This is a genomic window from Brevundimonas sp., assembly GCF_032017145.1.
Taxonomy (GTDB): Bacteria; Pseudomonadota; Alphaproteobacteria; order Caulobacterales; family Caulobacteraceae; genus Brevundimonas.
On sequence record NZ_DALZQC010000003.1, the window covers coordinates 25,931 to 49,444 of the forward strand.

26 protein-coding genes are annotated in these 23,514 nt (G+C 66.4%); 22 read left to right on the forward strand and 4 right to left on the reverse strand.

Features of this window, described 5'->3' with window-relative positions; all coding sequences use genetic code 11:
• Positions 1 to 6: 6 nt before the first annotated feature.
• From RTU05_RS00955 to RTU05_RS00975, 5 genes are all read left to right on the forward strand, one after another.
• Complete coding sequence (locus RTU05_RS00955) at positions 7 to 1,413, forward strand: sigma-54 dependent transcriptional regulator (RefSeq protein WP_312594939.1); 1,407 nt, start codon at positions 7 to 9, stop codon at positions 1,411 to 1,413.
• Complete coding sequence (locus tag RTU05_RS00960) at positions 1,413 to 2,273, forward strand: D-amino-acid transaminase (RefSeq protein ID WP_312594940.1); 861 nt, start codon at positions 1,413 to 1,415, stop codon at positions 2,271 to 2,273. Before RTU05_RS00955 ends, RTU05_RS00960 begins: the two co-directional genes overlap by 1 nt.
• 103 nt (positions 2,274 to 2,376) lie before the next feature.
• On the forward strand, positions 2,377 to 2,622 hold the full coding sequence (gene hfq, locus RTU05_RS00965) for an RNA chaperone Hfq (protein ID WP_003164861.1): 246 nt from the start codon (positions 2,377 to 2,379) through the stop codon (positions 2,620 to 2,622).
• Positions 2,623 to 3,936 carry a GTPase HflX gene (gene hflX, locus RTU05_RS00970; protein ID WP_312594941.1) on the forward strand — a complete coding sequence of 438 codons (1,314 nt, stop codon included), beginning with the start codon at positions 2,623 to 2,625 and terminating at the stop codon, positions 3,934 to 3,936.
• A gap of 6 nt (positions 3,937 to 3,942) precedes the next feature.
• Entirely contained in the window at positions 3,943 to 5,580 is a 1,638-nt protein-coding gene (locus RTU05_RS00975) for a Na+/H+ antiporter (protein ID WP_312594943.1), read from the forward strand.
• A 6-nt stretch (positions 5,581 to 5,586) separates the two neighbouring features.
• Here RTU05_RS00975 and RTU05_RS00980 read toward each other — a convergent pair whose 3' ends face one another.
• From RTU05_RS00980 to RTU05_RS00990, 3 genes are read right to left on the reverse strand one after another with little or no spacing between them, the layout of a single operon-like run.
• Positions 5,587 to 6,243, reverse strand: coding sequence for an HAD-IA family hydrolase (locus tag RTU05_RS00980; protein ID WP_312594945.1), 657 nt, complete (start codon positions 6,241 to 6,243; stop codon positions 5,587 to 5,589).
• Positions 6,244 to 6,253: 10 nt separating this feature from the next.
• Positions 6,254 to 7,048, reverse strand: a complete 795-nt coding sequence (mazG, locus tag RTU05_RS00985) for a nucleoside triphosphate pyrophosphohydrolase (protein ID WP_312594947.1) — start codon at positions 7,046 to 7,048, stop codon at positions 6,254 to 6,256.
• Positions 7,045 to 8,430 (reverse strand): MFS transporter, encoded by a 1,386-nt coding sequence (locus RTU05_RS00990; protein WP_312594949.1) that lies wholly within the window; start codon positions 8,428 to 8,430, stop codon positions 7,045 to 7,047. Before RTU05_RS00990 ends, mazG begins: the two co-directional genes overlap by 4 nt.
• Positions 8,431 to 8,539: 109 nt before the next feature.
• Here RTU05_RS00990 and RTU05_RS00995 point away from each other — a divergent pair, with 109 nt between their 5' ends.
• The 4 genes from RTU05_RS00995 to ygiD are packed head-to-tail and all read left to right on the forward strand — an operon-like array spanning position 8,540 to position 11,296.
• Positions 8,540 to 9,397, forward strand: coding sequence for a D-alanyl-D-alanine carboxypeptidase family protein (locus tag RTU05_RS00995; RefSeq protein WP_312594951.1), 858 nt, complete (start codon positions 8,540 to 8,542; stop codon positions 9,395 to 9,397).
• Complete coding sequence (locus RTU05_RS01000) at positions 9,373 to 9,876, forward strand: hypothetical protein (protein ID WP_312594953.1); 504 nt, start codon at positions 9,373 to 9,375, stop codon at positions 9,874 to 9,876. Before RTU05_RS00995 ends, RTU05_RS01000 begins: the two co-directional genes overlap by 25 nt.
• 54 nt (positions 9,877 to 9,930) lie before the next feature.
• Positions 9,931 to 10,533: an NAD(P)H:quinone oxidoreductase gene (gene wrbA, locus RTU05_RS01005; protein ID WP_312594955.1), complete on the forward strand. Its 603-nt coding sequence runs from the start codon at positions 9,931 to 9,933 to the stop codon at positions 10,531 to 10,533.
• A 4-nt stretch (positions 10,534 to 10,537) separates the two neighbouring features.
• Positions 10,538 to 11,296, forward strand: coding sequence for a 4,5-DOPA dioxygenase extradiol (gene ygiD / locus RTU05_RS01010; protein ID WP_312594957.1), 759 nt, complete (start codon positions 10,538 to 10,540; stop codon positions 11,294 to 11,296).
• Between the two features lie 17 nt (positions 11,297 to 11,313).
• Here ygiD and RTU05_RS01015 read toward each other — a convergent pair whose 3' ends face one another.
• Positions 11,314 to 12,867, reverse strand: a complete 1,554-nt coding sequence (locus RTU05_RS01015) for an AMP-binding protein (RefSeq protein WP_312594959.1) — start codon at positions 12,865 to 12,867, stop codon at positions 11,314 to 11,316.
• Positions 12,868 to 13,038: 171 nt separating this feature from the next.
• On the opposite strand from RTU05_RS01015, the gene lipA reads away from it, so the two are divergent.
• The 13 genes from lipA to RTU05_RS01080 all read left to right on the forward strand — a co-directional run bounded on the left by lipA (position 13,039) and on the right by RTU05_RS01080 (position 23,509).
• A complete protein-coding gene (lipA, locus tag RTU05_RS01020; RefSeq protein WP_409411577.1) occupies positions 13,039 to 14,001 on the forward strand; it encodes a lipoyl synthase in 963 nt (320 codons plus the stop codon).
• Between the two features lie 7 nt (positions 14,002 to 14,008).
• Entirely contained in the window at positions 14,009 to 14,455 is a 447-nt protein-coding gene (locus RTU05_RS01025) for a type II toxin-antitoxin system RatA family toxin (RefSeq protein WP_312594961.1), read from the forward strand.
• Between the two features lie 9 nt (positions 14,456 to 14,464).
• Positions 14,465 to 14,797, forward strand: a complete 333-nt coding sequence (locus tag RTU05_RS01030; protein WP_312594963.1) for a hypothetical protein — start codon at positions 14,465 to 14,467, stop codon at positions 14,795 to 14,797.
• Positions 14,794 to 15,912, forward strand: coding sequence for an NAD(P)/FAD-dependent oxidoreductase (locus tag RTU05_RS01035; RefSeq protein ID WP_312595027.1), 1,119 nt, complete (start codon positions 14,794 to 14,796; stop codon positions 15,910 to 15,912). The genes RTU05_RS01030 and RTU05_RS01035 overlap by 4 nt, the downstream gene beginning before the upstream one ends.
• Positions 15,909 to 16,460, forward strand: coding sequence for a sugar O-acetyltransferase (locus RTU05_RS01040; RefSeq protein WP_312594964.1), 552 nt, complete (start codon positions 15,909 to 15,911; stop codon positions 16,458 to 16,460). Before RTU05_RS01035 ends, RTU05_RS01040 begins: the two co-directional genes overlap by 4 nt.
• A 153-nt stretch (positions 16,461 to 16,613) precedes the next feature.
• Positions 16,614 to 16,796: a 50S ribosomal protein L32 gene (rpmF, locus tag RTU05_RS01045; RefSeq protein WP_026108365.1), complete on the forward strand. Its 183-nt coding sequence runs from the start codon at positions 16,614 to 16,616 to the stop codon at positions 16,794 to 16,796.
• Positions 16,797 to 16,907: 111 nt separating this feature from the next.
• Positions 16,908 to 17,543 carry a hypothetical protein gene (locus RTU05_RS01050; RefSeq protein ID WP_312594966.1) on the forward strand — a complete coding sequence of 212 codons (636 nt, stop codon included), beginning with the start codon at positions 16,908 to 16,910 and terminating at the stop codon, positions 17,541 to 17,543.
• Positions 17,544 to 17,632: 89 nt separating this feature from the next.
• Positions 17,633 to 18,910 (forward strand): phosphopyruvate hydratase, encoded by a 1,278-nt coding sequence (eno, locus tag RTU05_RS01055; RefSeq protein WP_312594969.1) that lies wholly within the window; start codon positions 17,633 to 17,635, stop codon positions 18,908 to 18,910.
• A gap of 138 nt (positions 18,911 to 19,048) precedes the next feature.
• Entirely contained in the window at positions 19,049 to 19,348 is a 300-nt protein-coding gene (locus tag RTU05_RS01060) for an FtsB family cell division protein (RefSeq protein WP_409411578.1), read from the forward strand.
• Positions 19,349 to 19,482: 134 nt separating this feature from the next.
• Positions 19,483 to 20,511 (forward strand): pyruvate dehydrogenase (acetyl-transferring) E1 component subunit alpha, encoded by a 1,029-nt coding sequence (gene pdhA, locus RTU05_RS01065; RefSeq protein ID WP_312594973.1) that lies wholly within the window; start codon positions 19,483 to 19,485, stop codon positions 20,509 to 20,511.
• A 3-nt stretch (positions 20,512 to 20,514) separates the two neighbouring features.
• Entirely contained in the window at positions 20,515 to 21,894 is a 1,380-nt protein-coding gene (locus tag RTU05_RS01070; RefSeq protein WP_312594975.1) for a pyruvate dehydrogenase complex E1 component subunit beta, read from the forward strand.
• Positions 21,891 to 22,208, forward strand: coding sequence for a DUF5076 domain-containing protein (locus RTU05_RS01075; protein ID WP_312594977.1), 318 nt, complete (start codon positions 21,891 to 21,893; stop codon positions 22,206 to 22,208). The genes RTU05_RS01070 and RTU05_RS01075 overlap by 4 nt, the downstream gene beginning before the upstream one ends.
• Complete coding sequence (locus RTU05_RS01080) at positions 22,208 to 23,509, forward strand: pyruvate dehydrogenase complex dihydrolipoamide acetyltransferase (protein WP_312594979.1); 1,302 nt, start codon at positions 22,208 to 22,210, stop codon at positions 23,507 to 23,509. Before RTU05_RS01075 ends, RTU05_RS01080 begins: the two co-directional genes overlap by 1 nt.
• Positions 23,510 to 23,514 lie beyond the last annotated feature (5 nt).

Below are 23,514 nucleotides of genomic sequence, written 5' to 3' on the forward strand. Positions count from 1 at the left end.
GGCAAGATGCGACCTACCGGTTCCGACATTCTGGTCGTCGACGATGAAGCCGACATCCGCGACCTGGTTTCCGGCCTTCTGGAGGACGAGGGTCACGCGGTGCGCGTCGCCGCCAACTCGGACGAGGCCCTGGCCGCGATCCGGGCCAGGAAGCCGTCGCTGGCGATCCTAGACATCTGGATGCAGGGCGGGGGGCTGGACGGGCTGGAACTGCTGGAGGTGGTCAAGGAACTCGACCCCGACCTGCCGGTGGTCATGATTTCGGGCCACGGCAATATCGAGACGGCGGTGACGGCGTTGAAGCGCGGCGCCTATGACTTCATCGAAAAGCCGTTCAAGTCGGACCGGCTGGTGGTGGTGGTCGAGCGCGCCATCGAGGCGGCGTCGCTGAGGCGCGAGAACCGCCGCCTGCGCGCCCAGACCATGACGCCCTCCGGCCTGATCGGCCGATCCCAGGCGGCCCAGGCGCTGCGGAGCACCATCGCCAAGGTGGCCCAAGCCAACAGTCGTGTCCTGATCTCGGGCCCCGCCGGTTCGGGCAAGGAACTGGTGGCGCGTCAGATTCACGAAGGCAGCCCCCGGGCGCGCGCCGAGTTCGTCGCCATCTCCGCCGCCGGCATGACGCCGGAACGTCTGGATGTGGAGCTGTTCGGCGAAGAGGGACAGGACGGGCGGCCGCGCAAGATCGGCGTGTTCGAACGCGCCCACAACGGCACCCTGTATCTGGACGAGATCAGCGACATGCCGCGCGAGAGCCAGAGCCGCATCCTGCGCGTCCTTGTCGATCAGCGGTTCCGTCGCGTGGGTGGAGAGCAAGATGTGCAGGTCGATGTCCGCGTGGTCACCTCCACCTCACGCGACCTGAAGGCCGAGATCGCCGAGGGCAAGTTCCGCGAAGACCTGTTCCACCGCTTGAACGTGGTGCCGATCCGGGTGCCGGCCCTGTCGGAACGACGCGAGGACATCGCCGAACTGGTCGAATATTTCGTGGACACCATCAGCGCCGCGCAGGGTCTGCCAAGGCGCGTCGTCGGCGACGATGCTGTTGCTGTGCTTCAGGTGCATCCCTGGCCGGGCAATATCCGCCAGCTTCGCAACAATATCGAGCGGCTGCTGATCCTGGCGACCGGCGATCCGGCCGAGACGATTACGGCCGACATGCTGCCGCAGGAGGTGGCGACTTCGAACGGAGCGACGCCGTCGCTGGGTGCGGAACGCACCATCGCCCTGCCGCTGCGCGAGGCGCGGGAGGTGTTCGAGCGCGAATATCTGGCCGCCCAGATAATGCGGTTCGGCGGCAATATTTCGCGGACGGCCGCCTTCATCGGCATGGAGCGCTCGGCCCTGCACCGGAAGTTGAAGTCCCTTGGCGTGTCCCCCGCGCGCGGTGGCGAAGAGGAAGAGCCGGCCTGATGTCGCGCGTCGCCTACGTCAACGGCGCCTATAGCCCGCATGGGCAGGCAGTGGTGCATATCGAGGATCGCGGTTTTCAGTTCGCCGACGGGGTCTATGAGGTCTGGTCGGTGATGGATGGCCGGCTGGCCGACTTCGACGGCCATATGGCGCGGCTGAACCGCAGTCTGGAGGCGCTGAAGGTCGAGATTCCCATGACGTCGGCGGCGCTGGGTGTTGTGTTGCGCGAGACGGTTCGGCGCAATCGGGTGCGCGAGGGCATGGTCTATCTGCAGGTCACGCGGGGCACGGCGGCGCGCGACCACGCCTTTCCGACCGACGCGGCGCCCAGCGTGATCGTGACGGCCAAGTCGATCGACCGTGCGCGCGGACAGGCGATGGCGGCCAGGGGCGCGGCCGGCGTGACCCAACCCGACATCCGCTGGGGGCGATGCGACATCAAGACGGTGGGGCTGCTGCCCAATGTGCTGGCCAAACAGGCCGCGCGTGAACGCGGCGCCTATGAATGTCTGATGTACGACGACATGGGTCTGGTGACGGAGGGGGCGTCGACCAACGCCTGGATCGTGGACGAGGACGGCCGCCTGCGAACGCGCGACACCCAGGCCAACATCCTGCGCGGGATCACCCGCGAGTCGGTGCTGAAGCTGGTCGCGGCCGAGGGTATCGCCCTGGACGAGCGCCCCTTCTCGGTCGAGGAGGCCAAACGCGCGCGCGAGGTCTTCGTCACCGCCGCCAGCGCCTTCGTCATGCCGCTGATCTCGCTGGACGGTGTGAAGATCGGCGACGGCAAGCCGGGCCCGGTCGCCACACGTCTGCGCGACATCTATCTTGAACAGGCGCGCAGAGAGGCCATTTAGGCCGTTGCCCCTGCGGGCGGGCGGCGGCTAAGGTCGTCGTCGGCCGCATCGGCCCCGCGCCGATCAATCGGCGACGAACAACGAAGAACAGGAACAACCTGCCATGTCGCAAGACAAACGTCAGAACCTTCAGGACACCTTCCTCAACTCGGTCCGCAAGACCAAGACGCCGCTGACCATCTTCCTGGTCAATGGGGTCAAGTTGCAGGGCATCGTGACCTGGTTCGACAACTTCTGTGTGCTGCTGCGCCGCGATGGCCAGTCCCAGCTGGTGTACAAGCACGCCATCTCCACCATCATGCCGTCCGCGCCCGTGCAACTGTACGAGCCCGACGCCGAAGAAGACTGATTGACCCAAAAACTGATCGACCACGCCGTCCCGCTGATCCGGGCGGTCGTCCTCCATCCCGACCGACGCTCCGATAGCCCCCGGCTGGCGAGCGAACGTCTCGAAGAAGCGGCGGGTCTAGCCCGCGCGCTGGATCTCGACGTGCGTGCCGAGGAGATCGTGCGGCTGCGCGGGACCACGCCTGCGACGCTGTTCGGATCCGGCAAGGTGGAGGAACTGGCCTCCCTTGTCCGCGCCGCTGATGCAGAGGCGGTCATCATCGACGACGCCCTGACGCCTGTGCAGCAGCGTAATTTGGAGAAGGCGTGGGAGGTGAAGGTCATCGACCGCACCGGCCTGATCCTTGAAATCTTCGGGCGCCGCGCGCGGACGAAGGAAGGCCGTCTGCAGGTCGAACTGGCGCGGCTGGATTACGAGCGGTCGCGCCTGGTGCGGACCTGGACCCACCTTGAGCGGCAACGCGGCGGCACCGGCTCGACCGGCGGTCCCGGCGAAACCCAGATCGAACTGGACCGGCGCCTGATCGCCGACCGGATCGTGCGGCTGAAGGCCGAACTGGAAGAGGTGCGGCGTACGCGCGGCCTGCATCGCAAACAGCGCCAGAAGGTTCCTTTCCCGACCATCGCCCTGGTCGGCTACACCAATGCGGGCAAGTCGACCCTGTTCAACCGGCTGACGGGATCGGAGGTCTTCGCCAAGGACCTGTTGTTCGCGACGCTGGACACGACCCAGCGCACGATCCGCCTGCCGCAGGGCCGCCCTGCCATCGTGGCGGATACCGTGGGGTTCATTTCGGACCTGCCGCACGAACTGGTCGAAAGCTTCCGCGCCACGTTGGAAGAGGTCGGCGAGGCCGATTTGATCCTGCACGTGCGCGACATCGCTTCGCCCGACAGCGACGCCCAGGCCAAGGACGTCGAGGCGGTGCTGAAACAGATCGAGACGCCCGAGGGCAAGACGCGACGGGTGCTGGAGGTCTGGAACAAGATCGACCTGCTGGACGACGAAGCGCGCGAGGCCGTGCTGGGTCAGGCCGAACGTCTGGCCAGGGAAGGCGAGGCGGTCGCTGTTTCGGCATGGACGGGCGAGGGAATCGAGCCTCTGCGCCAGGCTATCGCCGGCCTGATAGACGACGACCCGGAAACCCAGGTGACGCTGGCGCCGCATCAGGGCGAGGCGTTGGCCTGGCTGTATGAACATGGGCGGGTGACGACGCGCGACACGGACGAGCTTGGCCGCACTCATGTCACGGTGCGGCTGCATCCAGGGGCGCTCGGACGATTCGAGCGTCTGTATCCCGATCTGGCCGGCTAGGTTTCAATGCATCTGATCGAAACCATACTGCTGCTGCTTCTGGCTGTCGTGGTGTCGGGTTCGATCGCGCGCATGACCCGGATCGCCCTGCCGTTGGTCCAGATCGCGTTGGGGGCGGCTCTGGTGCTGATCACCGGGTCCACGGTCGATCTGGAACCGGACATCTTCTTTCTGCTGTTCTTGCCGCCGCTGCTGTTTCTGGATGGTTGGCGCATCCCCAAGGAAGACCTGTTCCGCGACCGGGCGGTGATCCTGGAACTGGCGCTGGGCCTGGTGCTGTTCACCGTGCTGGGGTTGGGTTTCCTGCTGTGGTGGATGATCCCGGAGATGCCGCTGCCGGTGGCCTTTGCGCTTGCGGCCATCCTGTCGCCGACCGACCCCATCGCCGTCCAGGCCATCGCCGCCCGCGCGCCGATCCCCAAGCGACTGATGCATATTCTGGAGGGCGAGTCGCTGCTGAACGATGCGACGGGCCTGACCTGTATGCGGATCGCGGTGATCGCGGCGACGACGGGGGCCTTCTCCATCGGCGCCGCCGTCGGGACCTTCCTGTGGCTGGCCCTGGTCGGGGTGGCCGTGGGCGTCGCCAGCGCCATGGCCATCAGCTACGCCAAGACCATCATCAGCCGGCGATGGGGCGAGGATGTCGGGGCGCAGATTCTGGTCAGCCTGCTGATCCCGTTCGCCGCCTATCTGATCGCCGAAGAGCTGGAGGCGTCGGGCATTCTGGCCGCCGTCGCCGCCGGCATCACCATGAGCTTCACAGAGCGCGGCGCCATTCCCGGCCAGTCGATGGCCATGACACGCATCCGGCGCAGCGTGGTGTGGGACACGGTGCAGTTCGTCGCCAACGGCATCATCTTCGTGATCCTGGGCGAACAGATGCCGTCGATCCTGTCACGCGCGGCCGAGGTGGTGCGCGGGACCAGCCGGCCCGAGGTCTGGTGGCTGGCGGTCTATGTCGTGGCCATCGTTGCGGCCCTGGCGGCGCTGCGGTTCATCTGGGTCTGGACCTCGCTGAAGCTGACGCTGTATCGGCGGCGCAATCGCCAGCCGCCGTCGCGCGTGGGCTTGCGGCTGACGCTGGTGATGTCGCTGGCGGGGGTGCGGGGCGCGATCACCCTGGCAGGCATTCTGACCCTGCCGTTCGTGTTGGGGGATGGATCGCCCATGCCGTCGCGCAACCTGGCGATCTTCCTGGCGGCGGCGGTCATCATCGTGTCACTGCTGGTGGCGACCTTCGCCCTGCCGCGACTGTTGAAGGGGGTGGAGCTGCCGCCCGAACCCTCGCATGAGCGCGAGGAGGACCACGGCCGCGTCGCCGCCGCTTCCGCCGCCCTGCGCGCCGTGGAGGATGCATCGCACGCCATGGCCGAGGGCAAGCCCAATCCCGACCTCTATTCCGATGTCGCCAGCCGGATCATGGAGTTGTACCGCCATCGGATCGAAAGCCGCACCCGGACCGACGAGGACGATGTGGAGGCCGCGCGGTTGAGCGACGCCATCGAACGGCATCTGCGGATGGCGGGCCTGGCCGCCGAACGGGAGGAACTGGGGCGGCTGGCGCGCCTGCGTCGCCTGGATGAGGAGACGGCCAAGAAGCTGATCCGCGAAGTGGACCTGCAGGAACTGCGCTACTCGTAATCCCGATCAGCGGTCCATGAAGGCGGCGACGTCGGCGTAGCTGTGGGCCAGATGATGGGCGCCGCGCGCCGCCAGACGCTGGGCATGGCCGTCGCGCACGTGGCCGCCGGCCAGCAGGCCGACGACCGTCATGCCGGCCGCGACGCCGGCGGTGACGCCCGCCTCCGAATCCTCGATGACCAGGGTGCGGGCCGGATCGACGCCCATGGTCCGGGCGGCGTGCAGGAACAGGTCGGGGTGCGGCTTCCCGCGCTCGACCGCCAGGCCGGTGAAGACCGACCCGTCGAAATGATCGGTCAGGCCGAACAGGTCCAGCCCGACGCCGATCCAGTCCGGGCCGCTGGACGAGGCGATGCAGCGCGCCTCTGGTCGGGCGTGGGCGAAGTCGATCATGCCGGGCACCGGCGTCAACTGATGCGGCGCGCGCTGGCGACACGTCGCGAACCAAGTGGTGTGGAAGTCGTCCGGGCAGGGGCGACCAAGGCGGGCCTCGACCGCCGGGCGATTGTCGCGCCAGCGCTTGCCCATATAGGCGCCCAGCACCTCGTCCAGGGTGGTCGGCAGGCCGAGAGCGGTCAATTGCTCGGCCATGACGGTGCTGTTCAGCACCTCGCTGTCGGCGACGACGCCGTCGTAGTCGAAGATGATCAGGTCGTAGGTCACGCGAGGCCGTTCAGCTATTAAGCGCGGCCTTCTCCGCGACCTTTGCGGCGTCCCAGAGGCGATCCATCTCGTCCAGGGTCGATTGGTCGGGGGTGCGGCCGTCCTTGGCCAGTTCAGCCTCGATGAAGCCGAAACGGCGCACGAACTTGGCGTTGGCGGCGCGCAGCGCATCCTCGGGTTCGACGTCCAGCTTGCGGGCCAGGTTGGCGACGACGAAAAGCAGGTCGCCCAGCTCCTCGCGCGCCTTGGCCTGGTCGCCGGCGGCGATCTCGACACGCAGTTCCTCGACTTCTTCCGCCAGCTTGTCGAACACCTCGTCGGTGGAGGGCCAGTCGAAGCCGACGCGACCGGCGCGTTTGGTCAGTTTGGCGGCGCGGGTCAGGGCGGGCAGGCCGAGGGGCACATCGTCCAGGACGCCGGGCTTCTGGCGGTCATTGCGCTCGGCGGCCTTGATGACCTCCCAGGCCACGGTCTGTTCGCTGGACGACCGCTGGGCCTCGTCGCCGAAGACGTGGGGGTGGCGACGTTCCAGCTTGTCGGCGATGGCTGTGACCACGTCGTCGAAGGCGAACAGCCCCTGTTCCTCGGCCATCCGGGCGTGGAAGACGACCTGGAACAACAGGTCGCCAAGCTCGCCCTTCAGTTCCGTCAGGTCGTTGCGCTCGATGGCGTCGGCGACCTCATAGGCTTCTTCGATCGTATAGGGGGCGATGGTGGCGAAGGTCTGCTCCGCGTCCCAGGGGCAGCCGCCGTCAGGGTCGCGCAGCCGCGCCATCACGCCCAGCAGACGGTCGATCGGCCTCATGCCCTGGCTCCGGCTTGAGGCCCGGCGTCGCGGGCTTCCAGAGCCGCGCGGATTTCGTCGTGGCGTTTGGCGGTCAGCGGATAGTTCTTCAACACCACGCCCGCCAGGACCAGCAGAACGCCCGGAACGGCGACGAACAGGATCTGCAGCGTCAGCAGGGCCATGTCGCTGTTGCCGGCGGGGCCGGGCAGGGCGCGAAAGCCGACGCCCTGCAGGATCAGATAGGGGATCAGGGCGACGACGTGGCCGATCTTGGTGGTGGCCGACAGGATCGACAGCATCAGGCCGGTGCGGTCCACCCCGGTCTCGAACCGCTCCTCGTCACCGGCGTCGGCCATCATGGCGCGCGTCAGAAACAGGCCCGCCGCATAGGGCAGGCCGGCGATGAACATGACCACGGCCGTCAGGACGAAGTTGCCGCCCGGAACCAGGGTCGCGCCGACATAGAGGACGGCGGACACCACGCTGGCTACCGCCAGGCCGCGATCCTTGCCCACGCGGGTCGCATACCAGGCCCAGAAGGGCGCGCCGCACAGGCCGGCGACGAAATAGAACAGCATGAACAGCCCGGCCTGGGTGTGATCGTAGCCCTTGATCTGACCGAAGAAGAAGAAGAGCAGCGAGCCGGTGATGCCCGGCGCCACGCCCAGCAACAGATCCGACAGCAGCAGCTTTCTGACCACCGGCTTCTTGAACAGGCTGAGATAGGCGCCCAGGCTGCCGTGCGGCTGGCCGCCGGTCGTGACAGGCTCTGGCACGGCGATCATGGCCAGGCCGATGGTGACGGGCAGGGCGATCACGATGGCCCAGCCCATGATCCGCACGCCGTCGGCATAGGCCCCGATCCCCGTCTGGACCACCACGGTCGGCAGCACCAGGATCAGCACCACGCCGATGATGTTGAACACCTGCCACCAGCCATAGACGCGGCTGCGCTGATCGTATTGCGGCGCCAGGACGGCGGCCCAGCCCAGCTGCCCCAGGGTGCCGATGGAAAAGCCCAGATAGAGAAACAGCAGCCAGCCGAACAGATAGATGGGCGGCGCGCCCGGCTGGACCATCACGAACATCATATAGGCGGCCAGCATCAGCATGGGCGTCGACAGCGCCATCCACGGGCGATAGCGGCCGAACCGGGTCTTGGTCCGGTCCATCCCCCAGCCGATGAAGGGGTCGAAGACGATGTCGATCACGCGCACCGCCATGAAGACGGCCGCCACCACGCCCAGCTCCAGCCCGACGAAGGTGGCGTAGAACTCGGGCAGGGTGACGGGCAGGGCTACGCCGAAGGCCGCCAAGGGCAGGCAGGGGCCGGAAAAGGCGGCCAGAACGGCGTTGGAGCGGCGGGGCGTGGCGCGGGCGGGCGCGGATCGGGCGGTCATGAAAGAGGGTCCGAAACGGCCCGGATGAGTCGGACCTTCTGCACCATCGCAGCTTTGGCGCGTCAGCGGTATGGTGGACTTCACGGCCGGCTTGGGGCCTTCTGAGGTCATGTCGCTTCGCCTGTTCGTCCTGTTTGGTCTAATTCTGGGAACGCTCTTCGCCGGGCAGGCCAGGGCGGCGGGGCCTTGCCACACCAACGCCGACGTCTGGCGCGCGCAAGGTCTGGCCAACGCCGAGGCGGCCTACGCCATGCCCTGGACGCCGTTCGGGGCGATGGAATGGGGGTGGCGGCCCTATCTGCCGCTGATCCAGCAGGAGCTTCATACGCGCTGCGGGGCCGGTACGCCGATCTTCGCCTCGCAACTGGCGGGGTTCCAGCAGACGAACGGGCTGGCGCCGACCGGCCTCTTGGACGCCGCGACCTTTCAGGTGTTTCGCGGTCTGTGGCAGGAGCGGCGGCCGTTCGTGATGGCGCGCGTCGGCGGCCTGTGCCCCGAGCCGCCGCCGATCAACCAACTGGGCTATCTGGTCGCGGAAGAGGAACACGCCGACCGGCTGACGCGGCTGTTGCGGCGCGACGTGCTGGACGCCTATCGCCGGCTGGTCGCCGCCGCCCGCGCCGAGGTTCCAGAGGTCGCGGCCGACCCCGAACTGCTGCAGATCTTCTCGGGCTTCCGCGATCCTGAGGCGGATGCCGCGCGCTGCGCCCAGCAGGGCAATTGCGATGGACTGCGCCGCGCCGTCTGTTCGCCGCATCGCACGGGAACGGCGGTCGATCTGTACGTCGGTCAGGCGCCGGGGCTGGGTGTCGACTCTACAACCCCGGCCAGCCGCGAATATATGGCGCGGACGGCGACCTATCGCTGGCTGGTCGAGAATGCGGGTCGATTCGGATTCGTCCCCTACGTCTATGAACCGTGGCATTGGGAGTATGTGCGGCCGTGGGATCCATCGTTCGCGCCCTGACGCAGGCCGAGGCGGCGCTGGCGCGCGCGGCGTTCGGCGCCGCGCTGCGGCTGGACACCGTGCGGCTGATCGGATGGCCGTTCCGGCGCGCCTTCGTCGCCGGGCGCTGGTTCGGGCGCGACTGGATCGTCTGGCCGCGCCGGGAACTGATGGCGGACTTCGCTGAAGCGTCGGTGCGCGCGCAGGGCGTGCTGATCCACGAACTGACCCACGTCTGGCAGGCGCAACAGGGCGTCAATCTGCTGTGGGCCAAGCTGAAGGCCGGCGACACGGCCGCGTCCTACGCCTATGAAGCGGTCGCGACCTGTCGCTGGGACGACCTGAACATCGAGCAGCAGGCCATGGTGATGGAGCATCGCTTTCATCGCCAGGGCGGCCGCGTCGCGCCGGGATCGGCGGACTTCTACGCGGCCGTGTGTCCGTTCGAGCCGGAAACCGAGCCTGGGACTTGCGCCAAGCCGGATGACGCGCCAAGTTAGCAACGGTCGTTGTTGCAAATAACGGCCCCTGTCATTCAATGGAGCCTCCCCCCGATGCCGAAAATTCTGGTCCTCTATCATTCGACCTATGGCCACCTGGAAACCATGGCCGAAGCCGTCGCCGAAGGCGCGAGCGAGGTCGAAGGCGCGGTGGTCGACATCAAGCGCGTGCCGGAAACCGTGCCGGAAGAACTGGCCAAGGCTTCGCACTACAAGCTGGATCAGAAGGCGCCGGTCGCAAAGATCGACGATCTGAAGGACTATGACGCCATCATCATCGGCGCCGGCACCCGTTTCGGCTCGGCCGCCTCGCAGATGCGCGCCTTCCTGGACCAGGCCGGAGGCCTGTGGTTCTCGGGCGCGCTGATCGGCAAGATCGGCGGCGCCTTCACGGCCACGGCGACCCAGCACGGCGGCCAGGAAACCACCTTCCAGGGTCTGCACAACTTCTTCATGCACCACGGAATGCCGGTGGTCGGTCTGCCCTATTCGTATCAAGGGCAGATGACGCTGGATGCGATCCACGGCGGTTCGCCCTATGGCGCCTCGACCATCACCGGCGGCGACGGCTCGCGTCAGCCCAGCGACATCGACCTGGGCGGCGCGCGCTTCCAGGGCAAGCACATCGCCGAACTGGCCAAGAAGCTGCACGGCTGACCCCATGCGCCAGCCCGCCGTCTTCTTCGGCCACGGTTCGCCCATGAATGCGTTGGGCGGTCCCTATGGGGCCGCCTGGCGCGACTTGGGTCAGGCCATCGGCAAGCCACGGGGCGTGGTGATGATCTCCGCCCACTGGGAGACGCGCGGGCTGGGCGTCACGGCGCAGGCCAAGCCTGAAACCATCCACGATTTCGGCAACTTCCCGCGTGAACTTCACGAGATGCAGTATCCGGCGCCCGGATCGCCCGAACTGGCGGCCCGGGTGTCGGCGCTGACCGGCGCGGTCCAGACCCGACAGTGGGGTCTGGATCACGGCACCTGGTCGGTGCTGTGCCACGTCTGGCCCGAGGCCGACGTGCCGGTGGTGCAACTGTCGCTGAACCGCGACCTGACGGCGCGGCAGCATTACCAGTTGGCTAGAACGCTGGCGCCGCTACGGGACGAGGGGATCGTGATCGCCGGATCGGGCGACTTCGTGCACAATCTGCGGACCTGGAAGCGCGAGGGCGGCGCCGAACCCTATGGCTGGGCGACCGGATTCAATGAGGCGGTGAAGGCGGCGTTCGAACGGGCAGACCACGACGCCCTGATCGATTGGGTGGACTTGGCCGAGGACGCGCAACTGAGCGTGCCGACCGACGAACACTATCTGCCCGTCCTTTATATCGCCGCCCAGCAGCAGCCGGGCGAACCCGTCAGCTTCTTCAACGACCACATCGACGGCGGTTCGATCTCGATGACCGGCGTGCGGATCGGCTGACGCCGAGGGGCGGCCGATCAGGCCGCCTTTTCCGCCTCGACCATCTTCTGGATGGCGACATAGTCGGTCTTGCCGGTGCCCAGGACGGGCACTTCGGAGACCTTGACGATCTTCTTGGGCACGATCAGTTCCGGCGCGCCGTTGTTGCGCGCCCATTCGGCCAGGGGCGCGACCTCGGCCGCGTCATGGTCCGTCACCAGCACCAGTTTCTCGCCCTTGCGGCTGTCGGGGATGGAGACGACGGCGTGGCGACGCTCGGGCCAGACCGCGCCGGCGATGCCCTCGACCGCCGTCAGGGACACCATTTCGCCGCCGATCTTGGCGAAGCGTTTGGCGCGTCCCTTGATGGTGACATAGCCCTCGGCGTCCACGTCCACGATGTCGCCGGTGTCCAGCCAGTCGTCGCCGACCGCGTCCCAGGCCAGCGGCTCGGCCGAGGTGACATAGCCGCTCATGACGTTCGGGCCCTTCAGAAACAGGCGGCCGCCGCCCTCGATCCCCTCGACCGGCTCCAGCTTCCAGTCGATGCCCGGCAGCATCTGGCCCACCGTGCCCGGCGCGTTGCGGTCCGGGTGGTTCACGGCGATGACGGGCGAGGCCTCGGTCGCGCCATAACCCTCCAGCAGTTCGACGCCCCCGAACTTGGTGTTGAACAGGGCGCGGGTCTCCTCGCGCACCTTCTCGGCGCCGGCGACGGCGAACTTCAGGGTGGCGAAGTCGTTCGGTTCGGCGACGCGGGCGTACTGGCTCAGGAAGGTGTCGGTCGCGAACAGGATCGAGGCGTTCACCTGGGGCAGCAGGTCGGTGATCTGTTTGGCGTGGAGCGGCGACGGATATTGGAACGCCTTCAGCCCCTGCAGCAGCGGCAGGATGACGCCGCCGGTCAGGCCGAAACAGTGGAATGTCGGCAGCGGGTTGAACATGACCCAGGCCGGGTCGAGGTCGATGTGGGCCGCGACCTGTCGGGCATTGGCGACCAGGTTTTTCTGGCTCAGCACCACGCCTTTGGGCGTGCCGAAACTGCCCGAGGTGAACAGGACCACGCCCGGCGCATCCGGGTCGGTCCTGACGCGGAACCGCTTGGGCGCCGCGCCGGCGGCCAGGCCATACAGCTTGTCGGCCAGGCCGATGGTCTTTCGCACGTCGTCCAGCCAGACGACGTCGGCGACCGTCTTCAGTTCCACGATCAGGTCGTCCAGCTTGGCCTGGTCGATGAAGCGCTTTGCCGTCAGCACCTTCCTGACGCCCGACGCCTTGATGGCCGCCTTCAGATTGGCCTCTCCGGCGGTGAAGTTCAGCATCACCGGCACGCGGCCATGGGCGTGCAAACCAAAGAAGGTGACGACCACCCCCATCGACGACGGCAGAAGGATGGCGACCCGCTCGCCCCGCTCGGTCATCTGCGCGATCTTGCGGCCCAGCACGAAAGCGGCGCGGATCAGGCCGGTATAGGTGAGGGGGTGACGGTCCTGATCTTCCAGGATTTCCTTGTCGCCGAACCGTGCGCGCGCCTCGATCAGGGCGTCGATCAGGGATTGTTCGTACAGCGACGGATCCAGGGCCTGGCGCAAGCGCGTCTCCTATGGAGGGCGCAAAGGGCCCTCTCTGTTGTTCGGGCGTCAGTCATTAATGACGCCGAGTCTTCTTGAAAAGATGCGTAACGTCGCGTGAGTTCCCGTGCGGTCGCGGTCTGTAACCGGCTGTGCCTTGCCTTCCGGGCGCGGAAAGCCGAAATACCGGCCATGGTCACCCTGATCGACACCCTGCAGCGCAAGCCGTCGGAGCTGCGTCACCCGGAAAAGCAGAACCGGCCGGAATCGGTGGTTCTGAAAAAGCCCGACTGGCTGCGGGTCAAGGCGCCCGGTTCGGGTCAGTATAACGCCACCAAGGACATCGTCCGCTCCAAGGGGCTGGTGACGGTCTGCGAGGAGGCGGCCTGCCCGAACATTGGAGAGTGCTGGAGCCAGAAGCATGCCACCCTGATGATCATGGGCGACACCTGCACGCGGGCCTGCGCCTTCTGCAACGTCAAGACGGGCCTTCCTCAGCCGCTGGACCCGGAGGAGCCGGGCAAGGTGGGTCTGGCGGTGCAGCAGATGGGCCTGAACCACGTCGTCATCACCTCGGTCGACCGCGATGACGTGGCCGATGGCGGCGCCGCCCACTTCGCCGAGGTGGTGCGCCAAATCCGCCTGCAGGCGCCGAACACGACCATCGAGATCCTGACGCCAGACTTCCTGAGGAAGGACGGGGCGGCGGCCGTGATGATCGACGCCAAGCCGGACGTCTTCAACCACAATCTAGAAACCGTGCCGCGCCTGTATCTGAAGATCCGGCCGGGCGCCCGCTACTTCCACTCCCTGCGCCTTCTGCAGATGGTCAAGGAGCGCGACCCCGAGCAGTTCACCAAGTCCGGCATCATGGTCGGACTGGGCGAGACCAAGGAAGAGGTCATGCAGGTGATGGACGACATGCGGTCCGCCGGCGTCGATTTCATCACCATCGGCCAATACCTGCAGCCGACGCGCAAGCACGCCGCCATCGACCGCTTCGTCACGCCGGAAGAGTTCAAGGCCTATGAGGCGATCGCTCGGGCGAAGGGCTTTTTGATGGTGTCCTCGTCGCCGCTGACGCGCTCGTCGCACCATGCCGGCGACGACTTCGCCCGGCTGAAGGCCGCGCGCGAGGCGCAGCTGAAGCGCTAAGTCCTTCATGGCCGTCCACCGCGTCACGCGCATTCTTCCCTATGCGCCAGAACAGCTTGCCGATCTGGTCGCCGACGTGCGCGCCTATCCCGACTTCGTGCCGTGGGTGACGTCGATGCGCGTCTGGAACGTGCGCGAGGAAGGCGAGGGCGTCGGTTTGCAGGATGCGGAGGCCAGCGTCGGCTTTTCGTTTCTGAAAGAGCGGTTCTCCACCTGGGTCCGGCATGATCGCAATGCGCCCAAGGTCGAGGTCGGCTTGCTGCGCGGGCCGTTCAAACACCTGAAGAACCGCTGGGAGTTCTTCCCGCATCCCGAAGGCACGCGGCTGGAGTTCATGATCGACTTCGCCTTCAAGTCGCGAATGCTGGACTTGATGCTGTCGGCCAACTTCGACCGGGCGGTGGAAAAGCTGATAGGGTGTTTTGAAAGCGAAGCCGCCAGGCGTTTTCGCTGAGGACGCCCGATGTCGGAACCCAAGCCTGTATTATACAAACGTCGCAGTTGGATTCTGCTCACGGTTCTTATTCTTTCGACGTGTGCATTTGTCTTGGCCTCTCCGATGCTGCTGATCTTTGCGGCCATGTCTGGGACGGCGGGTGACTCGTGTGCAGGATGGCCTGCTTATCTTTTCGTCATGAGCGCATTGACCTTGCCGATCGCCATCATCGGCGTTCTGATAAATGGCTGGCAAGCGTTTGCTGTCCGCAATGAGCCACGCGCTTGGTGGGGCTTTGCAATCCTTCCGTTGTGGCCTCTGTTGCTGTTCTTGAGCCCGAAGATGGCTGAGTTTTGCTGAGCGTGTTTGATTTTGACGCGACCGTCGTGGGCGCCGGGGCTGTGGGCCTGGCCTGCGGTCGGGCGTTGTCGAAACGGGGTCTGACGGTGCTGGTGCTGGAGAAGGAGGGCCACATCGGCCAGGGCGTCTCCTCGCGCAATTCCGAGGTGATCCACGGCGGCCTCTATTATCCGACCGGCTCCCTGAAGGCGAAGTTCTGCGTCGAGGGGCGGCGGGCGCTCTATGACTTTCTGGCCAGTCGCAAGATCGACCACTGGAAATGCGGCAAGCTGGTCGTGGCCACCGAGGAGGCCGAGGTCGGGCGGATCGAGGCCATCTTCGAACAGGCGACGGCGAACGGTGTGGAGGGTCTGGCGCATCTGACCGGCGCCCAGGCGCGGGCGCTGGAGCCGGAACTGAACGCTCACGCCGCCATCCTGTCGCCCGAGAGCGGCCTGTTCGATAGTCACGGCTACATGCTGGCCCTCCAGGGCGAGATCGAGGATGCGGGCGGGTCTGTCGTGACATCCTCCCCGTTCGAGGGCGCCGAGCCGATGTCGGGCGGCGGGTTCTCCGTCCGCGTCGGCGGGGAGGGGGCGATGACCGTCACCAGCCGCCTTCTGGTCACCGCGCCCGGCCTGTCGGCCCAAGCCGTCGCGTCGGACATCGAGGGATATCCGGCCCAGGACATCCCGCCCGGTCATTTCGGCAAGGGCGTCTATTTCCGGCTGATGGGCAAGGCGCCGTTCGACCGGCTGATCTATCCACCGCCCATTCCCGGAGCCCTGGGCACTCATTATCGCAAGGACCTGGGCGGGCAGGGGGTGTTCGGCCCCGATCTGGCCTATGTCGAGGTCGAGGACTATTCGGTCGATCCGGCCAAGGCGGATGAGTTTGCGCGCTATATCCGCCGCTTCTGGCCCGGCCTGCCCGACGGCGCCCTGACGCCGGATTATGCGGGGATCAGACCCAAGCTGCATGGGCCGGGCGAATCGCAGCCGGACTTCCAACTGCATGGGCGCGAGCATCACGGCATCGACGGCCTGATGGCTCTGTTCGGCATCGAAAGCCCCGGCCTGACCAGTTCCCTGGCCATCGGCGAGGCCGTGGCCGACGCCCTGACGGAGACGCAATGAAAGAGCGCGAGAAGATGCTGGCGGGCCTGCCCTATGATCCGGGCGACGCGGACCTGCGGGACGGACGCGCCCGGGCCGTGGGCCTGACCGTCGCCATCAACGCCGAACCGGATCGCGACCGTCGCAGCGCCCTGGTCAACCAACTGGTGAACGCCGCGGACGGTAAGGCGGTGATCATGCCGGGCTTCTTCTGCGACTACGGCGTCAACATCCATCTGGGCGCGCGGGCCTTCGCCAACGCCAACTGCGTCTTCCTGGACTGCGCGGAGATTCGAATCGGCGACAACTTCCAGGCCGGGCCGGGCGTTCAACTGCTGACGCCCGAGCATCCGCTGGATGCGGTCGCCCGCCGGGGCGAGGAAACCGCCCAGCCCATCGTCATCGGCGACGATGTCTGGATCGGCGGCGGTGCCATCGTTCTGGCCGGCGTGACCATTGGGGATCGCTCGGTCATCGGGGCCGGCGCGGTGGTGACCAGGGACGTGCCGTCAGACGTCGTGGTGGTCGGCAATCCGGCCAGGATCGTGCGTCGTCTGACGCCTGCTTAAACGCCTTGAAATCGTCGCGCGGTTCATGCATAAGCCGCGCCTCGCGTGGCGGCTCTGCAGACCTCTGATGAGGGTTGGGGGCCGCCGCTATCGTTTTCGCGCCAGACAGGCTTAGGCTCTGGGCGGCGCCCGACTTAGAAGATTGAGACGGACATGGCCGTTCCGAAGCGCAAAGTATCCCCCTCGCGTCGCAACATGCGCCGCGCCCACGACGCCCTGACCTCGAACGTGTACGTCGAGGACAAGGACACGGGCGAGCTGAAGCGCCCGCACCACATCGACCTGAAGACCGGCACCTATCGTGGTCGTCAGGTCATCACGCCCAAGGAAGACTAGGTCTTTTTCGGACGTCGGCCCTTAAGGTCGAGCGAGAATTTGCGGCGCGCGGTGATCCGCGCGCCGTTTTCGTGCGTTGTGCGCGGTGAAGCTTCTACTGGAGATCACCGCATGATGATTCGTCTCACCGCCGTCAGCGCCTGCGCGCTTCTGACCCTCGCCGCCTGCGGGCGTGATGAACGGCGGACTGCAGAGGCCCCGTCTGACGCGACCCCGGTCGCGCTGACGCCGACGGAGACGTCTCCAGCCGCGACGCCTGCCGCCGATCCCAACATCCTGACCGCAGAAGGGTTAGGCGCGGCGCGTATCGGCATGAGCAAGGCCGATCTGGTCGCCGCCTGGGGCGATCGGACCAACCCGAACGCCGTCGGCGGCGCGGAGCCCGAGGTCTGCGACCAGTTCCATCCCGCCCGCGCGCCGCAGGGCGTCAACGTCATGATTCAGGACGGCAAGCTGACGCGAATCACCCTGATGCACGACGCCAGGATCAAGACAGACCGCGGCTTCGGCCTGGGCGACACGGCCATGGCGGTGAAGCAGGCCTACGGCGGGTCGATCTTCGCCCAGCCCCACAAATATCAGGCCGCGCCGGCCGAAGACCTGTTCGCCTGGGCGCGTGGCGGATCGACCAGCTATGTCACCGATCCGTCCGCGCGCGGCGTCCGCTACGAGATCGGAACGGACGGCAAGGTCATGGCGATCCACGCCGGCGATCCGTCGATCCAGCTGGTCGAAGGCTGTTCCTGACCTGACGGCGCACGGCGGCATTGGCCTTTGGCGGGCAGGCGGCTAAACCCGTCTGACTTCACTTCCGCCTTGAGCCAAAGAGCCGAGCCATGACCGACATCGCCGACATCGTCGCCCGCCAGATCCTCGACAGCCGGGGCAACCCGACGGTCGAAGTGGATGTGATTCTGGACGACGGCTCGTTCGGCCGCGCCGCCGTACCCTCGGGCGCCTCCACCGGGGCGCACGAGGCCGTCGAACTGCGTGACGGCGACAAGGACGTCTGGGGCGGCAAGGGCGTTCAGAAGGCCGTCGACGCCGTGAACGGCGAAATCTTCGACGCCCTGTCGGGCATGGACGCCGAAGACCAGCGCCGCCTGGACGAGGCGATGATCGAACTGGACGGCACGCCCAACAAGGGCCGTCTGGGCGCCAACGCCATTCTGGGCGTGTCGCTGGCGGCGGCCAAGGCCAGCGCCATTTCGTCGGGCCTGCCGCTGTATCGCTATATCGGGGGCGTCTCGGCCCGCGTCCTGCCGACGCCGATGATGAACATCATCAACGGCGGCGCCCACGCCGACAATCCCATCGACATCCAGGAGTTCATGATCCTGCCGACCGGCGCGGAAACCTTCACCGACGCCGTGCGGATGGGCACGGAGATCTTCCACGCGCTGAAAAAGCAACTGAAGGACGCCGGCCACAACACCAACGTCGGCGACGAGGGCGGCTTCGCCCCCAATCTGGCCTCGGCCGAAGAGGCGCTGAGCTTCATCACCAAGGCGGGGCAGGCCGCCGGCTATCTGGCGGGCGAGGACTTCCATCTGGGTCTGGACGTCGCCTCGACCGAGTTCTTCAAGGACGGCAAATACATCATGGCCGGCGAGGGCAAGACCGTCGACGCCGACGGCATGGCCGCCTATCTGGTCGATCTGTGCGAGCGCTTCCCCATCGTCTCGATCGAGGACGGCATGGCCGAGGATGATTTCGACGGCTGGCGCCTGCTGACCGAGCGTCTGGGCGACCGGGTTCAACTGGTCGGAGACGATCTGTTCGTGACCAATCCGGCGCGTCTGGCGGCCGGCATCGGCGAAGGGCTGGCCAATTCGATCCTGATCAAGGTCAACCAGATCGGCACGCTTTCGGAGACGCTGGATGCGGTCGATATGGCCCAGCGCGCCGGCTACACCGCCGTGATGAGCCACCGTTCGGGCGAGACCGAGGATTCAACCATCGCCGACCTGGCCGTCGCCACCAACTGCGGACAGATCAAGACCGGCTCGCTGGCCCGTTCGGACCGGGTGGCCAAATACAATCAGCTGCTGCGGATCGAAGAGATGCTGGGCAACCAGGGCGTCTATTTCGGCGACGGCATGCTGTTGAAGTAAGCATCGGAATTGTCGGCGGAGAATCAGCGTTCTTCGCCGACTTTCTTACGGTCAAGCTACATTTCGTTAGGCATTTTCGGGCACGGTTCATGAACTGTGTTCTCGCGCTCAGAAGGAGCGTCTTAAGTGCCCGAACGGATGAAACCTTACCGCGTATCCTGTGCCCTGCTGCTGTTGCTCGCCTATCTCGGCGTGCAGGCTTTGACGGGTGAGCGCGGGCTGCTGAGCGGCGCCTCGCGCGATGCGCTGCTGGGTCAGCGCGAAGATCAGTTGGCGCATCTGACCGAACAGCGCCGCGACCTGGAGACGCGGGTTCGATATCTGCGTACCGACAGCCTGTCGCGCGATCTGCTGGAGGAACGCGCACGCGCCGTCTTAGGCTTTTCCGACCCGCGCGACTATGTGATCCGCGTCTCGGCGCCGGCTGCGCAGGGCTGAAGCGCCCCGGCCACTTGAACTATTGTTACAGCCCGGCCCGCACCCCTTTGCGTTCCGGGAAGGAAGACTGCTAAAGCCCCCTTCCGTAACGATAAGAAGGCGTCGCTTCCTGACGCCTAGCCGGGAGATACCGGATGGCGAAAGCCCCAGCCAAATCCGCTCAGACGACCACGCCTGACAAACTGCCCAATACGCCGACGGCGTCCAAGGAAGACCTGCTTCGCTTCTATCGCGAGATGGTCCTGATCCGCCGCTTCGAGGAGCGCGCGGGCCAACTGTACGGCATGGGTCTGATCGGCGGCTTCTGCCACCTGTATATCGGCCAGGAAGCCGTGGCGGTGGGCGTTCAGGAAAGCGTCAAACAGGGCCACGACAAGATCATCACCGGCTACCGCGACCACGGCCACATGCTGGCCGCTGGCATGGATCCGAAGGAAGTCATGGCCGAGCTGACCGGCCGCAGCGGCGGGTCGTCCAAGGGCAAGGGCGGCTCGATGCACATGTTCGACGTGCCGACCGGCTTCTACGGCGGTCACGGCATCGTCGGCGCCCAGGTGGCGCTGGGCACCGGCTTGGCCTTCGCCGGCAAGTATCGCGGCGACGATTCGGTGGCCTTCGTCTATTTCGGCGACGGCGCCTCTAATCAGGGTCAGGTGTACGAGAGCTTCAACATGGCGCAGCTGTGGAAGCTGCCGGCCATCTACATCATCGAGAACAACCAGTACGCCATGGGCACGAGCATCGAACGCTCGTCGTCCACGACAGAACTGTACCAGCGCGGCGCCAGCTTCGGCATTCCGGGCGAGCAGGTGGACGGCATGGACGTTCTGGCCGTGCGCGACGCCACGGCCCGCGCGGTGAAGCGCGCCCGCGAAGGCGGCGGCCCCTTCATCCTGGAAGTGAAGACCTATCGCTATCGCGGTCACTCGATGTCCGATCCGGCGAAATACCGCACCAAGGAAGAGGTCGACGAGGTTAAGAAGACTCGCGATCCGATCGATCACCTGAAGATGCTGCTGTCGGCCGCCAAGGCGACCGAAGAGGAGCTGAAGGCCATCGATAACGAAATCAAGGCGATCGTCGCCGAAGCTGTTCAATTCGCCCAAGAGAGCCCGGAACCCGATCCGTCCGAGCTCTATACCGACGTCTACGTGGAGGCCTGATCCGTGACCGACATTCTGATGCCGGCGCTGTCCCCCACGATGGAAGAGGGCACGCTGACCAAATGGCACATCAAGGCGGGCGACACCGTGTCGGCCGGCCAGGTGATCGCCGAAATCGAAACCGACAAGGCCACGATGGAAGTCGAGGCCGTGGACGAAGGCGAGGTGCTGGAAATCCTGGTGCCCGAGGGCTCCGAGAACGTGAAGGTCAACACGCCGATCGCGCGTCTAGCCGGCGAGGACGGCGCGGCGGCTCCGGCGCCCAAGGCTGAAGCCGCCAAGGCCGAAGCCGATGCGCCCAAGGCGACGGCCGAAGGCAAGACCGGCGATCCCGAAAAGGCCCCCGCCCAGACCTCGACGCCCAAGGTCGAACTGCGCGACCCGGAAATCCCGGCTGACGCCAAACTGGCCAAGACGACGGTGCGCGACGCCCTGCGCGACGCCATGGCCGAGGAGATGCGTCGTGACGACCGCGTCTTCCTGATCGGCGAGGAAGTGGCCCAGTATCAGGGCGCCTACAAGGTCAGCCGCGACCTGCTGCAGGAGTTCGGCGACCAGCGCGTCGTGGACACCCCGATCACCGAGCACGGCTTCGCCGGCCTGGGCGTCGGCGCCGCAATGGCGGGCCTGAAGCCGATCGTCGAGTTCATGACGTTCAACTTCGCCATGCAGGCGATCGACCACATCATCAACTCGGCCGCAAAGACCCTCTATATGTCGGGTGGTCAGATCAAGGCGCCCATCGTCTTCCGCGGTCCGAACGGCGCCGCCAGCCGCGTCGGCGCCCAGCACAGCCAGGACTATTCCGCCTGGTACGCCCAGGTTCCGGGTCTGAAGGTGATCGCGCCCTATGACGCCGCCGACGCCAAGGGCCTCCTGAAAGCCGCCATCCGCGATCCGAACCCCGTCGTCTTCCTCGAACACGAGATGATGTACGGCCTGGAGTTCGACGTGCCGGAGGTCGAGGACTATGTCCTGCCCATCGGCAAGGCCAAGGTTCGCCGTGAAGGCAAGGACGTCACCATCACCGCGCACAGCCGTATGGTCGGCTTCGCCCTGCAGGCCGCCGAGAAGCTGGCCGAAGAAGGGATCGAGGCCGAGGTGATCGACCTTCGCACCCTGCGTCCGATGGATCACGAGACCATCGTCGAAAGCGTCAAGAAGACCAACCGTCTGGTCTCGGCCGAAGAGGGCTGGGGTCCGATGGGCGTGGGCGCCGAGGTCGTGGCCCGCGTGATCGAACACGCCTTCGACTATCTGGACGCGCCGCCGCTGCGGGTGCACCAGGAAGACGTGCCGCTGCCTTACGCCGCCAATCTGGAAGCCCTGTCGCTGCCGGGCGCTGACAAGATCGTCGCCGCCGTGAAGCAGGTGATGGCGTGACCGAGGCTTCGGAGTTCATGCTGACGACGCCGGACAGCGTCGCGGCTGATCCCCAGGCCATCGAACTGCTGCGGATGTGGTGGTCGAAGGAAGAGCCGGTGATGGCGGTCAAGCCCGCCTTCAACGATCCGATCCAGTTCGGCCGTCTGCTGGCCTATGCGGCGCGTCACATGGCTCATGGCTACGCCGTGCGTCACGATCACGATGAAACCGCGGCCTACCACCGCATCCTCGAAGGTCTCAGCGAAGTGGTAAAGGCGAACGACGTCCGCACCGTCGCCGAGCCGACCACGCAAACCGGGGGAAACGCCTGATGACCGATATCCTGATGCCGGCCCTGTCTCCGACCATGGAGGAGGGCGTGCTGGCCAAGTGGCACGTCAAGGTCGGCGACGTCGTGTCCGCCGGCGACGTGATCGCAGAGATCGAAACCGACAAGGCCACGATGGAGGTCGAGGCCGTGGACGAAGGTGAAGTCACCGACATTCTGGTGGCCGAGGGTACGGAGGGCGTGAAGGTCAACACGCCCATCGCCCGCCTGAAGGACGAGGGCGGCGCTGCTGCGCCCAAGCCCGCCGCCAAAGCCGAAGACGCGCCCGCCGCCAAACCGCAGGAGGCCGCCAAGGCTGCGTCTGCCGCCGAGGCTCCGAAGGCCGCCGCTGCGCCGGCGCCGGCGGCGCCCAAGTCCGACGACGGCGAACGCATCTTCTCCTCGCCCCTGGCGCGTCGCATCGCTGCCCAGAACGGGGTCGATCTGAAGTCGATCAAGGGCACCGGCCCGCATGGCCGTATCGTCAAGCGCGACGTGGAGGCCGCCGGCAAGGGTTCGGCCCAGCCCGCAGCCGCGTCGACCGCGACGACGACCGCCGCCGCCGCAGCCGAACCGCGCAAGGCGCAATCGCTGGCTCAGATGGGCATTCCCGACGGCAGCTACGACCTGATCCCGCTGGACGGCATGAAGAAGGCCGTGGCGCGTCGCATGGTCGACAGCGTTCAGAACGTGCCGCACTTCCCGCTGTTCATCGATGTCGAGATCGATCAGCTGATGGCCGTGCGCGCCAAGGTCAACAAGATGCTGGAGCCGCAGGGGGTCAAGGTCTCCGTCAACGACTTCGTCATCAAGGCGGCCGCCCTGGCGCTGAAGGCCGTGCCGGAAGCGAACGCCTCCTACACGCCGGAAGGCATCGCCATGCATCACAACGCCGACGTCTCCATGGCCGTGGCCATCGACGGCGGCCTGATCACGCCGATCATCAAAAAGGCCGAGACCAAGGGTCTGGCGCAGATCGCGACCGAGTCCAAGGATCTGGCCAAGCGCGCCCGCGACCGTAAGCTGAAGCCCGAAGAGTTCCAGGGCGGCACCTTCTCGGTGTCCAACCTGGGCATGTTCGGCATCAAGCAGTTCACCTCGATCATCAATGAGCCGCAGGGCTGCATCATGAGCGTGGGCGCGGGCGAGCAGCGCGCCGTCGTCAAGGACGGCCAGATCGTCGCGGCCACCGTCATGACCGTGACCCTGACCTGCGATCACCGCGTGGTGGACGGCGCGACCGGCGCCCGCTTCCTTCAGGCGTTCAAGCCGCTGATCGAAGACCCCGTCGCGATGCTGGCGTAAGGGGA

Excerpts from the sequence above, each read along its gene's own strand:
- RTU05_RS01060 (WP_409411578.1), top strand. The coding sequence starts at position 19,049 with ATGAAACCTTACCGCGTATCCTGTGCCCTGCTGCTGTTGCTCGCCTAT.
- hfq (WP_003164861.1), top strand. The coding sequence starts at position 2,377 with ATGTCGCAAGACAAACGTCAGAACCTTCAGGACACCTTCCTCAACTCG.
- rpmF (WP_026108365.1), top strand. The coding sequence starts at position 16,614 with ATGGCCGTTCCGAAGCGCAAAGTATCCCCCTCGCGTCGCAACATGCGC.
- wrbA (WP_312594955.1), top strand. The coding sequence starts at position 9,931 with ATGCCGAAAATTCTGGTCCTCTATCATTCGACCTATGGCCACCTGGAA.
- RTU05_RS01030 (WP_312594963.1), top strand. The coding sequence starts at position 14,465 with ATGTCGGAACCCAAGCCTGTATTATACAAACGTCGCAGTTGGATTCTG.
- eno (WP_312594969.1), top strand. The coding sequence starts at position 17,633 with ATGACCGACATCGCCGACATCGTCGCCCGCCAGATCCTCGACAGCCGG.
- lipA (WP_409411577.1), top strand. The coding sequence starts at position 13,039 with ATGGTCACCCTGATCGACACCCTGCAGCGCAAGCCGTCGGAGCTGCGT.
- RTU05_RS00995 (WP_312594951.1), top strand. The coding sequence starts at position 8,540 with ATGTCGCTTCGCCTGTTCGTCCTGTTTGGTCTAATTCTGGGAACGCTC.
- RTU05_RS01080 (WP_312594979.1), top strand. The coding sequence starts at position 22,208 with ATGACCGATATCCTGATGCCGGCCCTGTCTCCGACCATGGAGGAGGGC.
- ygiD (WP_312594957.1), top strand. The coding sequence starts at position 10,538 with ATGCGCCAGCCCGCCGTCTTCTTCGGCCACGGTTCGCCCATGAATGCG.
- RTU05_RS01050 (WP_312594966.1), top strand. The coding sequence starts at position 16,908 with ATGATGATTCGTCTCACCGCCGTCAGCGCCTGCGCGCTTCTGACCCTC.
- RTU05_RS00975 (WP_312594943.1), top strand. The coding sequence starts at position 3,943 with ATGCATCTGATCGAAACCATACTGCTGCTGCTTCTGGCTGTCGTGGTG.
- RTU05_RS00960 (WP_312594940.1), top strand. The coding sequence starts at position 1,413 with ATGTCGCGCGTCGCCTACGTCAACGGCGCCTATAGCCCGCATGGGCAG.
- pdhA (WP_312594973.1), top strand. The coding sequence starts at position 19,483 with ATGGCGAAAGCCCCAGCCAAATCCGCTCAGACGACCACGCCTGACAAA.
- RTU05_RS01025 (WP_312594961.1), top strand. The coding sequence starts at position 14,009 with ATGGCCGTCCACCGCGTCACGCGCATTCTTCCCTATGCGCCAGAACAG.
- RTU05_RS00955 (WP_312594939.1), top strand. The coding sequence starts at position 7 with ATGCGACCTACCGGTTCCGACATTCTGGTCGTCGACGATGAAGCCGAC.
- RTU05_RS01040 (WP_312594964.1), top strand. The coding sequence starts at position 15,909 with ATGAAAGAGCGCGAGAAGATGCTGGCGGGCCTGCCCTATGATCCGGGC.
- mazG (WP_312594947.1), bottom strand. The coding sequence starts at position 7,048 with ATGAGGCCGATCGACCGTCTGCTGGGCGTGATGGCGCGGCTGCGCGAC.
- RTU05_RS00990 (WP_312594949.1), bottom strand. The coding sequence starts at position 8,430 with ATGACCGCCCGATCCGCGCCCGCCCGCGCCACGCCCCGCCGCTCCAAC.